11 protein-coding genes are annotated in these 14,864 nt (G+C 65.9%); 6 read left to right on the plus strand and 5 right to left on the minus strand.

The window, feature by feature from the left end; all coding sequences use genetic code 11:
• A complete protein-coding gene (locus JOF55_RS11065) occupies positions 1-528 on the minus strand; it encodes an NUDIX hydrolase (RefSeq protein ID WP_374727268.1) in 528 nt (175 codons plus the stop codon).
• Positions 529-785: 257 nt separating this feature from the next.
• On the opposite strand from JOF55_RS11065, the gene JOF55_RS11070 reads away from it, so the two are divergent.
• Together JOF55_RS11070 and JOF55_RS11075 are read left to right on the plus strand one after the other, a co-directional pair.
• Positions 786-2,246, plus strand: a complete 1,461-nt coding sequence (locus JOF55_RS11070; protein ID WP_374727453.1) for a CCA tRNA nucleotidyltransferase — start codon at positions 786-788, stop codon at positions 2,244-2,246.
• Positions 2,247-2,420: 174 nt separating this feature from the next.
• Positions 2,421-2,993 carry a YqgE/AlgH family protein gene (locus tag JOF55_RS11075; protein WP_310273202.1) on the plus strand — a complete coding sequence of 191 codons (573 nt, stop codon included), beginning with the start codon at positions 2,421-2,423 and terminating at the stop codon, positions 2,991-2,993.
• A gap of 66 nt (positions 2,994-3,059) precedes the next feature.
• On the opposite strand, the gene JOF55_RS11080 is transcribed toward JOF55_RS11075, so the two are convergent.
• Positions 3,060-3,494, minus strand: coding sequence for an SdpI family protein (locus tag JOF55_RS11080; RefSeq protein ID WP_310273204.1), 435 nt, complete (start codon positions 3,492-3,494; stop codon positions 3,060-3,062).
• 67 nt (positions 3,495-3,561) lie between these two features.
• Between JOF55_RS11080 and JOF55_RS11085 the strand changes: the two genes are divergently transcribed.
• The gene (locus JOF55_RS11085; protein ID WP_310273206.1) at positions 3,562-4,692 is read left to right on the plus strand and encodes an esterase-like activity of phytase family protein; all 1,131 of its coding nucleotides are present in this window, start codon (positions 3,562-3,564) and stop codon (positions 4,690-4,692) included.
• 6 nt (positions 4,693-4,698) lie between these two features.
• On the opposite strand, the gene JOF55_RS11090 is transcribed toward JOF55_RS11085, so the two are convergent.
• Together JOF55_RS11090 and JOF55_RS11095 are read right to left on the minus strand one after the other, a co-directional pair.
• Entirely contained in the window at positions 4,699-7,017 is a 2,319-nt protein-coding gene (locus JOF55_RS11090) for a type I restriction-modification system subunit M/S (protein ID WP_310273208.1), read from the minus strand.
• The gene (locus JOF55_RS11095) at positions 7,014-7,697 is read right to left on the minus strand and encodes a hypothetical protein (RefSeq protein ID WP_310273210.1); all 684 of its coding nucleotides are present in this window, start codon (positions 7,695-7,697) and stop codon (positions 7,014-7,016) included. The genes JOF55_RS11090 and JOF55_RS11095 overlap by 4 nt, the downstream gene beginning before the upstream one ends.
• 335 nt (positions 7,698-8,032) lie before the next feature.
• On the opposite strand from JOF55_RS11095, the gene leuS reads away from it, so the two are divergent.
• From leuS to JOF55_RS11110, 3 genes are all read left to right on the plus strand, one after another.
• Positions 8,033-10,924 carry a leucine--tRNA ligase gene (leuS, locus tag JOF55_RS11100; protein ID WP_310273212.1) on the plus strand — a complete coding sequence of 964 codons (2,892 nt, stop codon included), beginning with the start codon at positions 8,033-8,035 and terminating at the stop codon, positions 10,922-10,924.
• 122 nt (positions 10,925-11,046) lie between these two features.
• The gene (locus JOF55_RS11105) at positions 11,047-13,047 is read left to right on the plus strand and encodes an acyl-CoA dehydrogenase family protein (RefSeq protein ID WP_310273215.1); all 2,001 of its coding nucleotides are present in this window, start codon (positions 11,047-11,049) and stop codon (positions 13,045-13,047) included.
• A gap of 116 nt (positions 13,048-13,163) precedes the next feature.
• Positions 13,164-13,931, plus strand: a complete 768-nt coding sequence (locus tag JOF55_RS11110; protein ID WP_310273216.1) for a CAP domain-containing protein — start codon at positions 13,164-13,166, stop codon at positions 13,929-13,931.
• Between the two features lie 50 nt (positions 13,932-13,981).
• Here JOF55_RS11110 and JOF55_RS11115 read toward each other — a convergent pair whose 3' ends face one another.
• Complete coding sequence (locus JOF55_RS11115; RefSeq protein ID WP_310273218.1) at positions 13,982-14,713, minus strand: TetR/AcrR family transcriptional regulator; 732 nt, start codon at positions 14,711-14,713, stop codon at positions 13,982-13,984.
• Positions 14,714-14,864: the final 151 nt, after the last annotated feature.

Below are 14,864 nucleotides of genomic sequence, written 5' to 3' on the forward strand. Positions count from 1 at the left end.
TCACTCCGTCCCGGCACCCGGTTCCGCCATCCCGGTGGCGCTGCCGAGAAGCGCGACCGCGTGCCGGACCAGTCGGCGCTCGTCGGCGTAGGCCAATACCTCGTCCAGTTCACCAAGCGGCACCCAAGCCACCTCGGTGACCTCCACGTCCTCGTCGGAAAGCGCACCACCCACCGCTTCCAGCAGAAAGTGATGCACGGTCTTGTGTACTCGTCGGTTGTCCGCGACGAACCAGTAGTCGATCGCACCGATCGGTTGCGTCACCCTGGCAATGATCCCGGTCTCCTCGGCGACCTCTCGCACCGCAGTCTCCTCCGGGGACTCACCAGGTTCGATATGGCCCTTCGGCAACGACCACAGCAGTCGCCGCCGACGATCCAGCCTCCCGATGATGACAGCGTGGGATCCGGCTTGGTCGATCGCCAGTCCTCCTGCCGACGTTTCCTCCACCGTCCTCAGCCGACGCCGTCGGCGTCGGTTCCGACGCCCCGGCTGCGCGCTTCCGGGGCGTCCCGGGGAGGGAGGCATATCGCCGATGGTAATGCGCTTCGACGGGTGGCGATGGTGCATCACGCACGGTCGGTGCGGAGGTGCCCGTGTGTGCGAGTCTCCTGCAGGCCGTCGCGTGGGCATTGCTCGGGCGGCCGATATCCTGGTGTGTCGTGTCCCCTCCGGTTTCCGATTCATCAGCTCACGAGTCCGCACAGGTGCCTGCAGCGTCCCGGGAAGAGGCGGTCCAGGACGAGGTGTCCCGGCCCGAGACGTCTCGCTCCGAGGTCGGCGACATCGGGCAGGCCGCCCGGCAAAGCGCCATTGTGGAGCTGCTGAAGGTGGCCCCGGTGGCCGAAGAACTCGCGCGGCGCTTCGCCGAGGCGGGATACCGGCTGTACCTGGTCGGAGGCAGCGTACGGGACGCCCTGCTGGGCCGGTTGAGCGGTGATCTCGACTTCACCACCGATGCGCGCCCACCACAGGTTCGGCAATTGCTCGAGGACTGGGCGGAGACGGTCTGGGATACCGGTATCGAGTTCGGCACGCTGGGCGCCTACCGGCGTGGCACGACCGTGGAGATCACCACGTTCCGAGCGGACAGCTATGACCGGGTGAGCCGCAATCCGGAGGTCGTCTTCGGCGACAGTATCGATGACGACCTGTTGCGCCGCGATTTCACGGTCAACGCCATGGCCGTCGAGCTTCCACGGCGTTCCTTCGTCGACCCGTACGACGGTCTGACGAGCGTCGTGGACAGGAAGCTGGACACGCCGGCGACCCCGCAGGAGTCGTTCGCCGACGACCCGCTGCGCATGTTGCGTGCTGCTCGCTTCGTTTCCCAACTCGGATTCGAACCGGCCGCGCGGGTGGTCGAGGCGATGCGGGAGATGGCCGCTCAGCTCGAGCGCGTCACCCCGGAGCGGATCCAGCTGGAGCTGTCGAAACTGCTGTGCGGCAGGCACCCCAGACGCGGTGTCGAGTTACTGGTGGACACCGGGCTCGCCGAGTACATGCTGCCCGAGCTTCCCGCGATGCGTCTGGAGATCGACGAGCACCATCAGCACAAGGACGTCTACCGGCACTCGCTGGTCGTGCTGGAACAGGCGGTCGACCTGGAACGCGCCGCGGCCTCCGATGAGGAACCGGAACCCGAACCCGACCTGGTGCTGCGTATGGCGGCGTTGCTGCACGACATCGGCAAGCCCGCCACGCGGCGGTTCGAGTCCGGGGGCGGGGTGAGCTTTCACCACCACGAGGTCGTCGGTGCGAAGATGGCACGCAAACGGTTGCGGGCACTGCGGTATCCGAAGGATGTCATCAGCGACGTGTCCAACCTGGTGTATCTGCACCTGCGGTTCCACGGTTACGGCGACGGCCAGTGGACCGATTCGGCGGTGCGCCGATACGTGACCGACGCCGGGCACTTGCTGCCCCGGTTGCACAAGCTGGTCCGGGCGGACTGCACGACGCGCAATCGGCGCAAGGCCAACGCCCTGCGCCGTTCCTACGACGACCTGGAAGCGCGGATCGCTCGGATCGCCGAAGAGGAGGACCTCGCGCGGGTCCGGCCCGATCTGGACGGTAACGAGATCATGCGGCTGCTCGGTATCGCACCGGGGCCGATCGTGGGTCAGGCGTGGAGGCATCTCAAGGACGTGCGATTGGACCGTGGGCCGATGGAGCACGATGAGGCTGTTGCCGAGTTGTACCGCTGGGCTCGTGACCAGGGGATCGACGTCACCGAGTCGGAATGATCGCAAGCTGCTATTAATACTCGGCAGTATTGCTTGATATTGATACCGAGTGTGATTAGTCGGGAATCATCGTGTTCGCACCGCTGCCTGCGCCGAGCGCAGGCAGGGACGCGCCGACGTGCGGAAAACGGCGGGGCGCTGCCATCCGGGCCCGGGTAGTGCGATCATGCGTGTGTGGGATCCGACGCGGACGTGAAACCGGGGACACTGCTGGTCGCTGCTCCACAGTTGCTGGATGACAACTTCCGCCGGACGGTGGTCTTCGTCATCCACCATCGGGATCAGGGAACGCTCGGTGTCGTGCTGAACCGCCCGAGCGAAGTGGCGGTCCACGACGTGCTGCCCGAATGGGGAGGCTACGCCAGCGAGCCGCAGTCCCTGTTCGTGGGTGGGCCGGTGGAGCAGCGCACCGCGATCTGCCTGGCGGCTCTGCATGCGGGCGAGGACATCGAAGCCGCTACGAGTGTGGTCGGTGTCCGGGGCCCGGTGGGCCTGGTGGATCTCGAGAGCGACCCCGGTGAACTGGTGACCCGCACCCGCGGGATGCGTTTCTTCGCCGGGTATGCCGGTTGGGAGGCAGAGCAGCTCGCCGGTGAGATCGACCGCGGCGACTGGGTGGTCGTCCCCTCCCTCCCCGATGACGTCATCACGACGCCTGCCGAGGACCTGTGGGGACGGGTTCTGCGGCGGCAGGGCGCACCACTGGCGTTTTTGGCGACCCACCCCGGCGACGTTCAGCTCAACTGAGGTCACCCTGGTCAACTGAGATCGCCCGGCAGCTCGCGCCTCCCGATGGTGCTCGAACCGGCGTTGTCAACCACGCTGCAGTGCGCCGCAGCACCCACCCGCGCAGCCGCCGCACGGATCGGCGGAGACCGCTGCGGATGCGGGGTTCTTCGCCCTGACGGTCGCTGCGGCTCGGGTACCGAGTACACCGCCGATCATCATGAGTGCGAACCAGCCGATCAGGCCGATCACCGCGACCATGACGATGGTGAACAGGGACGGCAGCATCGGCAGTGCCGTGCCGGAGAGGACACCGACCGCGCCTCCCGCGAGCATCGCGGGTGCGGCGACACGGTTACCGAGCTCGAAGGCCTCCTCGGAGTGCATCGTCGCCGGGGTGCGGACACCGACGTAGCGGTTGCGGGTGAGCCGCCCGTGCAGGCTGCGCCATCCGACGAGCAGCACCGCGGCTCCGCCGAGAACGAGGATCGCGCCGAGAATGATCTGAACAACGAGCGTCACGGATCTCAGGGTAAGACTCCATCCGGATGTCACCCTCCGGACACCCGCATCGGATGTGCTGTGGGCCATGACGAGCAAGCGACTGGCAGGCCTGTGCACGGCCGTACTCCTCGTATCGACGGCGGCCTCGGCCTCGGCCGCCCCGCGCACCTTCGAAGCTTCCGGACCCACCGAAACGGGGGTGCGGTTGCTCGGTGCCACGGCGCTGCCCCACGGTTTGCGCTACGACGGAACGACCGTGGGCGGGTTGTCCGGTATCGATTACGACCCGCGCAGCGGGAACTGGGTACTGATCAGCGACGACCGCTCGCGGAAGCAGCCCGCACGGTTCTACACCGCCGATATCGACATGGGTGCCGGAGACATCGGTATCGAACTGACCGACACCGTGCCGCTGCGGCGACCGGACGGTACCGTCTACCCACCGTCCGGTACCGGTGGGAGCGTGGACCCGGAGGCCATCCGCTTCGACCCGCGCTCGCAGGACCTGTGGTGGAGCAGCGAGGGGGAACGGGCCGAGCATCGAAGAGACCCCGCCATCCTGCGCACCGAGCGTGACGGCTCGTTCGCCGGGCGGCTGCCGCTTGCCTCGAACCTGCGCATGCGCGAGCACACGGGACCGCGGCGGAACGAGACGCTCGAAGGTCTGACCTTCGCCGCGGGCGGTTCTCTGGTGGTCGGTTCCATGGAAGGACCGCTGATCCAGGACGGCGCAGCACCCACCGCCGAGCACGGAGCCCTGGGGCGGATTACCGTGCAGAACCGCTCGGGACAGGTGCTGTCGCAGTACGCGTATCCGATGGATCCCGTGTTCGCATCGCCCCCGAAAGGGGGGTCTGCCAACAACGGCGTGTCGGAGATTCTCGCCGTCAACAGGGGCAATCCGTTCCGGTACCTGGTGCTGGAGCGCTCCTATGTCAGCGGGGTGGGCAACTCGATCCGAATCCACAGGATCGACACCCGTGGTGCCGATGATGTGCGCGCGGTGGATTCGCTACGCGGTACCGAGGTGCAACCGGTGCGCAAGGAGTTACTGGTCGACCTCTCCGAATTCGAGGGATTGTCCACCATCGACAACATCGAGGGCATGACCTGGGGACCGCGTCTTCCCAGCGGGGAGCGCACTCTGGTGCTGGTCAGTGATGACAACTTCTCCGCGAGCCAGACCACCCAGATCATCGCCTTGGCCGTACGTTGACACGGGCTATTCGAGCAGTGGAAACGTGGCGCTACCGAGCAGTGCCGCCAGGGAGTCGCGGAGTTCGGCGGTGATTCGGCCGATCTCCTCGTGCAAGGCGATCTTGTCATCCAGAGATCCGAGAACTTCTTCGATCGCCTCCTGTACCCGTAGCGGAGGAAGGGCAACGGGCATGGAGCGCAACATCCGGGCGTTCAGACTGGGAACGGTCGCTCCCAGAGTGTTCCGGGAGATCCACTCCCGTGCCGGAGGTGTGCCGAGCCAGTAGGTGAGATACGGCCCTGTCAGCACCGCCTCCTTCGGGCGAAGTCGGAAGCAGGCGGTGCTGAACAAGGACCCGGCATGCTCCTCGCCGATGAGCGCCGGACGCCCCGGTTCGCCGGTTCGTACGCACAAGACGTCTCCGGGGGAGAGTCGATATCGGGTCAGCTTCTTTTCGATGTTTTTCGATTCGACCCTGTCCACCTCCGTGTCGATGACCCGGTTGTGGTGAATGTTCTTGGGGGCGAGGAGCGGTATCCCCTCGGCATGGGATTCGAGAGCTCGTAAGACCTCTCCACTCGGGCCGGCAAGAACGTCACAGACCTCGCCCAAGGGCACCCGCTCCCACGTCGGTGAAGTGCTGTCGACGAGCGGAGTCCACGAACTCTTTCGGCCCAGTTGCTGTTCGACCTCCGCATCGATCTCACTCAGTCGGGAAGCCAACTCCGCGAGGTTGCGGCGGTGTTCGCGTGCTGCTGTGCGAACTTCGGAAGGTTCGACGGTGGCCGCCGGATCACCGAGGTAACTCCGGGGGTTGAGCAGGTACTCACGTTCGCGGATTTCCGAAAGCGGGACAGCACGGCAGAAGCCAGGGGCCGAGATGCTGCTGCTCTTGCGAAACTCTCGATGGATACTTCCGATTCGTTCGATGTCCTCGTCGTCGAGTGCGCAGCGAGTGCGCTCGACCATCCGACCCATACCGGTCGCGTCGACGAGGAGAACCTCTTCGCGGTTCCGCCCAGTCGGCCTCTTCAGCAGCCAAATGCTGACCGGGATGCCCGTCGAATGAAAAAGCTGAGGAGGCAAGGCGATGATGGCCTCGACCGCTCCGTCCTCGATCATGGCAGCGCGAATCTCGCGGTTACGACCACCGTGAAAGGTGGCACCGTTGCCCATGAGCACTGCCGCGCGTCCACCGGGGGCAAGGCGTGCCAGGCTGTGCTGGAGCCAGGCGAAATTGGCATTGCTGTCCGGTGGAGTGCCGTAGTGCCAGCGTGGATCATCGGAAGTGTCCGTTCGACTCCAACTCTTCATGTTGAACGGGGGGTTGGAGACGATCACGTCGAAACCATGTCCTCCTTCGGGTGCATCGCGGAGGGCATGTACCGGCCCGTCGCCGAGGTCGGCATCGGTACCGAGCACGGACAGGCTCATCGCCGCCAGCTTCCGCGATGTCTCCGCGAGGGCGTGACCGGAGATCGATGGATCCGAAGCATCCCCATCGTTTCGTCGGACGAACTTTACCGTTCCGGTGAGCAGGCTACCGACACCGCAGCACGGATCATGGACTTTCTCACCGGAATGCGGCTCGACGAGCTCGAGCATGGTCCGCACCACGGCATCCGGTGTGTAGAACTCTCCATAAGATCTGTCGGTGGTAGCGAGTTGCTCCAGCAGGGATTCGAAGAGTTGGTGGGCGCCGTTGCCGGAACTGTTCATCGTGTCTTGTGCTTGCACCTGATCCAGCAGGCGAATGATGTTGTTCAGCCCGGTTACTTCTCCGTGTGAGTCGAGCCGTACCAGATCGACAAGGTCGGGAAGGACCAGTCGGTGGTCGCTCACTGCCTGTGCCAGCATGTCCCGGATTCGGTGTGGGTCCCCACCGGACGAAGCCGCTACCAGTTCACGCCAGCGCGAGGTGTCGCGAACTCGCAGGTAGAGCAACCCGAGTACCAGGTCGCGGTAGAAAGGTGCCGTCAGATAACCGCGATATCCGTCCAGTTCCCGCCACAGCTCCAGGAAGAAGTCCCGAGGTGTTCGGACGGGCGTTTTCGGAGTTTTCGGTTGCCATGGGACTGCGGTTCCCGCCGAATCGAGGTTCCTGCGCAGCCGTTCTCCGTAGGTGGTACCCGCCGATTCGCCGGCCTTGAGCGCATTCTTCGGGATCCTGCGGCCATCGAGCCAGGCGGCTACGTCTCCGACGGCGAACTGCTCACCTCCGGTGGTGCTCGCTGGTTCCGGAAAATCGGTCGATCGCCGCCGCCAGTTGCTGACGGCGGCCGGTTTGACTTCGGCCAGACGTCCGATCTCGGCCATCGAAACACGGTCTTCGGAGGCGTTCACCGTCGATCTTCACCTTCGTCATCGTCCGGTCGATCGTTTCCGTCCCACACCTCGTCGTACCGACCCAGTACCTCCGGTATCCGGTCGAATCGTCGGGCCTGATCGGCGATGACCGGTGAAAGGTAGCCGAGTTGCCGGTAGATCCCGGCTCGATAGGAATGGAGATCATGCTCGAATACCGGTTCGTAGTGCATGATCCGGTTGCGCAGCCTGCGCATTTTCTCCAGCTCGCTGTGCAAGGGTCGTCGAGGGCCCGAGTAGTTCGGGAAGGCCTTGTACAGCAGCGGAACCCAGAGGTAGCGGTCGTATGCCTTGCCACGACTGAGCAGAGAGACCCAGGATCCGAAAGCGAGCTTGGCGACGATGTCGTCGGCGCAGGGTTCCATGACGTTCCGCCGACTGTGTTTTTTCCGTCTTGCTTCCTCGACGAGTTCGCCCCGGGCATTGCCGACCATGCGGTGACCATTGTCGTCCAGCGGCGCGCTCGTCCACCAGTCATCGCGGCCGTAGTGGCCGCGGAGCGTGTCGTTGAGCGCGTTGCGGAGGCCGATCTCCAGCCAGTGCATCGGGCCGTAGAACGCTGAGCACACCTCCGGGTTCCACTGGTAGAGCCGGAAGGCGACATCGACGTCACCGCCTGCCAAGGTCGCTCTACGTGCCTTGCTGTTGCTGTCGATCATGCTATCCGGCACGCCTCGCCGGGTCAAGCGCAGTGCAATGCGCTCATTCTGTTAACAGCATCGGCCGGGAAAGCTTCCCTGATCCCAGGGGGGAGCGGCGTACGCGGTATTCTGGAGCTCGTGAGTACGGCCCGACTGCTTCTTGCGTGGCCGCGCTGACTAGCCCGGGAGGGCTGATCGCTCGCCGGAACCCGTCAGCGCGGCAACCCCTCACGCCCGGAAGGGCTGGGGGGTTTTCGATTTTCCGGGGCGGCACACGTCAGGGCCAACCGGCCGAGCGCGACGCGCGTCGGTCGCGGCGCGCATAACGGGCGATGAGGGAAGGAACGCACACGATGAGTGGCGCGGCAGAAGGCTCAGCCCACCAGGGCTCCGAAGAGACCCCACCGTTCCGCTACACGGCGGAGACGGCGGGGGAGATCGAGCGGCGCTGGCAGCAGCGCTGGGAGGAGCTCGGTACCTTCCACACTCCGAACCCCACCGGATCGCTGCAGGGTGACACCGCCGGGGCGGAGAAACTCTTCGTCCAGGACATGTTCCCCTACCCGTCGGGCTCCGGTCTGCACGTCGGTCATCCGCTGGGCTTCATCGGTACCGACGTCTACGCCCGATTCCATCGCATGCTCGGCCGCAACGTGCTGCACACGATGGGTTTCGACGCTTTCGGCCTCCCCGCCGAGCAGTACGCGATGCAGACCGGCACGCACCCGCGCACGACCACCGAGAACAACATCGAGCGGTATCTGAGTCAGATTCGCCGTCTCGGTCTCGGTCATGACGAGCGCCGCCGCGTCGCCACCACCGACATCGACTTCTACCGGTGGACCCAGTGGATCTTCCTGCAGATCTTCCACTCCTGGTACGACACCGAGGCCAACGGTGGAAGAGGGCGCGCCCGGCCGATCAGCGAACTGGAGAAGCAGTTCGAGTCCGGTGAGCGGACCACCCCCGACGGCCGCCCGTGGGCGGAACTGACGCGCTCCGAGCAGCGTGCGGTCCTCGACACCCACCGCCTGGTGTACCTGTCCGAAGCTCCGGTGAACTGGTGCCCCGGGCTGGGTACGGTCGTGGCCAACGAGGAGGTCACCGCCGAGGGACTCAGCGAGCGCGGCAACTTCCCGGTGTTCCGCCGCAACCTCAAGCAGTGGATGATGCGGATCACCTCCTATGCCGACCGGTTGGTCGACGACCTGGACCGGCTGGAGTGGCCGGACAAGGTCAAGACGATGCAGCGCAACTGGATCGGCCGCTCCCAGGGCGCCACCGTCTCCTTCGCGCTGGACGGCTCCGCCGGTCACGTCGACGTGTTCACCACCCGGCCGGACACTTTGTTCGGCGCGACCTACATGGTGCTGGCGCCGGAGCACCCGCTGGTCGACGAGATGACGGCGAAGCAGTGGCCGGAGGGCACCGACGAGCGCTGGACCCAGGGTGCGGCAACCCCGGCCGAGGCGATCGCGAACTACCGGCACGCTGCGTCGATGAAGTCCGAGCTCGACCGCCAGGACACCAGGGACAAGACCGGTGTGTTCACCGGCGCGTACGCGACGAACCCGGTCAACGGCGAACTGCTCCCGGTGTTCCTCGCCGACTACGTGCTGATGGGCTACGGCACCGGAGCGATCATGGCGGTGCCCGGTCAGGACCAGCGCGACTGGGACTTCGCGAGCGTGTTCGGGCTGCCGATCGTGCGCACGGTCGAGCCACCCCAGGACTTCGAGGGAGAGGCCTACACCGGGGACGGCCCGACGATCAACTCCTCCTCCCGGGACACCGGGCTGAGCCTGAACGGTCTCGGTGTCGAGGAGGCCAAGAAGGCGATCATTTCCTGGCTGGAGGAGCACGGCCACGGTTCGGGCAGTGTGCAGTACAAGCTGCGGGACTGGCTGTTCGCCCGCCAGCGTTACTGGGGTGAGCCCTTCCCCGTGGTCTACGACTCCGACGGCACTCCCCTGGGACTGCCGGAGGACCAACTGCCCGTGGTGCTGCCCGAGGTCGACGACTACTCGCCGCGTACCTTCGATCCGGAGGACGCGGCCAGCGAGCCGGAGCCACCGCTGTCGCGGGCCGACGACTGGGGCGCGGTCGAGCTGGATCTCGGTGACGGCCTGCAGCGGTACGACCGGGACAACAACGTCATGCCGCAGTGGGCGGGATCCTGCTGGTACCAGCTCCGCTACATCGATCCGGACAACGAGCGGCGATTCGTCGATCCGGACAACGAGCGGTATTGGATGGGACCGCGCCCGGAGCGGCACGGTGCCGACGATCCGGGCGGCCTGGATCTCTATGTCGGTGGTGTGGAGCACGCGGTACTGCACCTGCTGTACTCGCGGTTCTGGCACAAGGTGCTCTACGACCTCGGGCACGTCTCCTCGGAGGAGCCCTATCGGCGGCTGTACAACCAGGGGTACATCCAGGCTTATGCCTTCACGGACTCGCGTGGGGTGTACGTACCCGCCGAAGAGGTCGTCGAACAGGACGGGAAGTTCTTCCACGACGGCCAGGAGGTCACCCGCGAGTACGGGAAGATGGGCAAGAGCCTGAAGAACTCGGTCTCGCCGGACGAGATGGCCGACGCCTACGGGGCCGATACGCTGCGCCTGTACGAGATGGCGATGGGACCGTTGGATGCCTCGCGGCCGTGGGCGACCAAGGACGTCGTCGGCTCGCACCGGTTCCTGCAGCGGTTGTGGCGCAACGTCATCGACGAGCACACCGGGCAGCTGCGGGTTGTCGACGAGCAGCCCGATGTCGAGATACTGCGGGCGTTGCACAAGACGATCGCCGGTGTCCGGGAGGACTACGACGAGCTGCGGTTCAACACGGCCGTGGCCAAGTTGATCGAGTTGAACAACCGGGTCACCAAGGAATACTCCTCCTCGGCGGGGACACCGCGCGTGGTCGTGGAGTCGCTGGTGCTGATGGTCGCACCGTTGACGCCGCACCTGTCGGAGGAACTGTGGTCGCGGCTGGGGCACGAGGCAGGGCTCGCGCACGGGCCGTTCCCGGTGGCCGACGAGGAGTACCTGGTCGAGGACACTGTCGAGTATCCGATCCAGTTCAACGGCAAGGTGCGTTCGCGGGTCGTCGTGGCCGCATCGGCGGAGCAGGACGAGGTTCGTGAGGCTGCGTTGGCCGACGAGAAGATCGTGGCGGCTCTCGAGGGCGAGGAGCCGCGCAAGGTCATCGTCGTTCCCGGCCGCCTCGTCAACATCGTCGGCTGAGCTGGCGTGCCGGAGGGACGGGAATCACATGGCTAAGTTACTAGTCGGTAACTAGTCTGGTGAGGAGCGCCCCGAGGAGACGTTCTCGCGTTGGGCGCTGCCCGAGCTGGACTGGAGAGCCGATGGATATACCACCGATCCCGACAGGGTTCGACGCCGCGAAGCTCGGCGAGGTGCTGGACGGACGCTGGGCCGAGGTCCGAGCGCTGGTGCGCGACACCCTGCAGGACACGGAACTGCCACCCGGCAACGATCTGGACGTCGACAGCCATCGGGCATGGATCCTCGACCAGATGTACCGGCTGGCCGACAGCGGTATCACCCAGCTCGGTTTCCCGGCCGAGTACGGCGGCAAGGGCGACACCGGTGGCTCCGTGGTGTCGCTGGAAATGCTCGCCGGAAATCTCTCGCTGATGGTCAAGAGCGGTGTGCAGTGGGGCCTGTTCGGGGGTGCCGTGGTGGCTCTGGGTACCGAGCGGCATCACGACCGGTACCTCGAGCCGATCATGAGCATGGACCTGCCCGGCTGCTTCGCCATGACCGAGACCGGACACGGCTCGGACGTGCAGCACCTGCGCACCACGGCGACCTACGATCCCGGTACGGAGGAGTTCGTCGTCCACACGCCGCACGAGTCGGCGCGCAAGGACTACATCGGCAATGCCGCACAGCACGGCCGCATGGCCGTGGTGTTCGCGCAGCTGTACACAGCCGGGCGGGACCACCGGGTACAGGGCCACGGAGTGCACGCGCTGATGGTGCCGATCCGGGACGAGGACGGACATCCGCTGCCCGGCGTGCGAATCTCCGACTGTGGCCACAAGGCCGGACTCAATGGTGTGGACAACGGCCGCATCACCTTCGACCGGGTGCGGGTGCCGCGTGAGGCCCTGCTCAACCGCTACGGCGACGTCGAACCGGACGGGACCTACCGCAGCCCGATCGACGGAGAGAGCAAGCGGTTCTTCACCATGCTGGGCACGCTGATCCGGGGACGGATCTCCGTCGCCGGGACGGCGGGCAGCGCGACGAAGCTCGCGCTGGAGATCGCCCTGCGCTACGGCGACACGCGCAGGCAGTTCGAGAACCCGGGCACCGGCGACGAGACCCCTGTCCTCGACTACCTCGGTCACCAGCGGAAACTGCTGCCTGCGCTGGCGAAGACATTCGCTCTGCATTTTGCCCAGGAGGAGCTGGTCTCGACCCTGCACGATGTACACGGTTCCGATGGTCGGGACGAGCGCGCCCAGCGCGAGCTGGAGTCGCGGGCGGCCGGGCTCAAGGCGGTGTCCACCTGGCACGCCACGCAGACCATTCAGGCGTGCCGGGAAGCCTGCGGTGGTGCCGGCTACCTCTCGGAAAATCAGCTTCCGCAGCTCAAAGCCGATACCGACGTGTTCACCACCTTCGAGGGTGACAACACGATCCTGCTGCAGCTCGTCGCCAAGGGACTACTGACCCATTACAAGGATCAGTTCGACGATCTCGGTACCCTCGGGCTGGCGCGCTACGTCGCCGACCAGTTCTTCGGCACGGTCATCGAGCGGACCGCGGCACGGAAGCTGGTGCAGCGCTTGGTCGACGCCGCACCCGGCAGGGACGACGAGGACGTGATCTTCGACCGCGGTTGGCAGCTCAAGATGTTCGAGGACCGCGAGAAGCACGTCCTGGACGCCCTGGCGCGGCGCCTGCGCCGGGCCACCGGTGACGATGCGGACCCGTTCGAGGTGTTCAACAACGCGCAGGACCACGTGCTGCGCGCGGCGCGTGTGCACGTGGACCGTGTCGTGCTGGAAGCGTTCGTCGCAGGTATCGAGCGATGCGGCGAATCCACCCGCACAGAGGACCGATCCGTGGCGGCCGTGCTGGAGCGGCTGTGTGATCTGTACGTGCTCTCGAACATCGAGGCCGACCGCGGTTGGTTCCTCGAACACGAGCGGATCAGCAGTCGCCGATCCAAAGCCATCACCGAGGCGGTGAACACACTGTGCCGGCGGATCCGCCCGCACGCCGTCGATCTCGTGGAGGCATTCGGTATTCCGCGCCAGTGGCTGACGGCCCCGATCGCCACCGGTGCCGAAACCACACGCCAGGAAAACCAGCGGGTGCACGACCGTGGGTGAGCAGTCGGTCCCGGCTCCGTGACCACGATATTTCGGTGCGCACAGACGTCGGGAGGAGTCTGTCCCCCTGGTAGGTTCACGCATCCGTGAGACCTCCACGTGCACGACGAGCCGTGTTGACCGCAGGCCTGCTGGCGCTGATGGTCGGGGCGGGCACCGCAGGCACGGTGGTCACGTACTGGGACCAGCATGTCTCGATGCGTCCGTACAGCGGTGCCCGGCCGAGTTACCCGCAGGAGCTCCCGATGACGGAGTGGCCCTCGGAGACCGAGGTTCCCACCGCGACAACGTCCGCGTCACCAGCCACGCCGTCATCCGCATCGTCATCCGCGCCGCCTTCTCCGGTGATGCCTTCGTCCTCGCTGCCGACCGCGCAACCACCTCCGGTGGCCACGGACACGAGGACGGAACAGGCACCCGGCACGACCACGGAGCGGGTTCCGGCGACGACGGAGTCCACCCCCACGTCGACCGAGCAGGAAACCGCAGCCCCGGAGTCCCCCTCCGTGGCAGGCACGTCGAAACAGCGCCGGGTCCTCGAATTGGTCAATCGTGCTCGCCGCGAGGCAGGCTGTGACCCGGTCTCGCTGGATCGGCGGCTCAACACGGCCGCGAATCGGCACAGTTCGGACATGTCCGAGCGCGGTTACTTCTCGCACACCACTCCGGAGAACGTCGGCTTCGCGGAACGGGCCAAGCGAGCCGGATACCCCTCGCCGGGGGCGGAGAACATCGCTCGGGGATATCGCAGTGCCGAATCCGTCATGCAGGGCTGGATGGACTCGCCGGGCCATCGCGAGAACGTCCTGAACTGCGCACTGACGACCATGGGGGTCGGGGTGGACACCGATGGGTGGTACTGGACCCAGGTCTTCGGTCGATGAACAGCGGGACTTTTCACCGGGTTACTCGGTGGTCGCCGGCCCGCCGCTGATCAGCTCCGCGTGAGGCCGACCTCGTCGGCGAGTTCGGACAGCAGTGATTCGAAGAGCCGGTCGGCCTGCCGGACATCGAAGGGGAAGCGCCCGAACACCTCCAAGGCGACGTGTCCGTACAGGCGCACCCACCAGCGGAGCAGTGAGTGAACCGCCTCGGGTCCGAGTGCTTCGGGGGGCATCTCGATGCCCTCGTGCGAGAAAGCAGTGGCCAGCGCCTCCTGGTTGGTCGCCAGTTCGGATCGGAGCTCCGGTGATACCTCCTCGGAACTGGAACTCATTCTGGAAGCCCCTTCGGCCATCAGCGGCCCGACGACACTCAGGAAGACGCTGCCGAACTCGTCCTGTCCGGCCTGCCCCCAACCGCCGATCTCGTCCACGGGAGAGGCGAAGACCAGGGCGAACTCGCGGGGATGGGCCAGTGCCCACTGCCGGAAACCGTGACAGACCGTGAACACCTTGGCCGGATGGTCCTCGTCGTTCACCGATTCCAGACCTCTGTTGAGTTCGGCGGCGAGGTCGCCGCAGATGTCCTTGCCGAGGTGGTGCAGCAGATCCTCGCGGGAGTCGTAGTACCGGTACAGCGCCGGAGCGGTGATACCGAGCTCGCGGGCGATGGCGCGCAGGGTCACGGCATCCTGACCCTGTTGGACGAGGAGCTTCCGTGCGTGCTGTCGGATTTCCAGCTCCGTTGCCGCGCGGAGTCGCTCACGTCGAGTGACTTCGGTCATCTGCCACCCCATCCGGTACTTGCCGGTTCGCGTATCACTACAGTGGGCACCAACTTGTGAACGGCGTTTACTCGGTTCGCACCATTCATCTCACCGTAGCCGTTCCACCGGGGCGCCCACCACACGATCCGGAGGGCGGCCTTGTTCGCTC

The sequence above is a fragment of the Haloactinomyces albus genome (genome assembly GCF_031458135.1).
Lineage (GTDB): Bacteria > Actinomycetota > Actinomycetes > Mycobacteriales > Pseudonocardiaceae > Haloactinomyces > Haloactinomyces albus.

What these genes read in the sequence shown, in the direction of transcription:
- leuS (WP_310273212.1), top strand. Translation starts at nt 8,033, where the DNA reads ATGAGTGGCGCGGCAGAAGGCTCAGCCCACCAGGGCTCCGAAGAGACC.
- JOF55_RS11095 (WP_310273210.1), bottom strand. Translation starts at nt 7,697, where the DNA reads ATGATCGACAGCAACAGCAAGGCACGTAGAGCGACCTTGGCAGGCGGT.
- JOF55_RS11105 (WP_310273215.1), top strand. Translation starts at nt 11,047, where the DNA reads ATGGATATACCACCGATCCCGACAGGGTTCGACGCCGCGAAGCTCGGC.
- JOF55_RS11065 (WP_374727268.1), bottom strand. Translation starts at nt 528, where the DNA reads ATGCCTCCCTCCCCGGGACGCCCCGGAAGCGCGCAGCCGGGGCGTCGG.
- JOF55_RS11115 (WP_310273218.1), bottom strand. Translation starts at nt 14,713, where the DNA reads ATGACCGAAGTCACTCGACGTGAGCGACTCCGCGCGGCAACGGAGCTG.
- JOF55_RS11085 (WP_310273206.1), top strand. Translation starts at nt 3,562, where the DNA reads ATGACGAGCAAGCGACTGGCAGGCCTGTGCACGGCCGTACTCCTCGTA.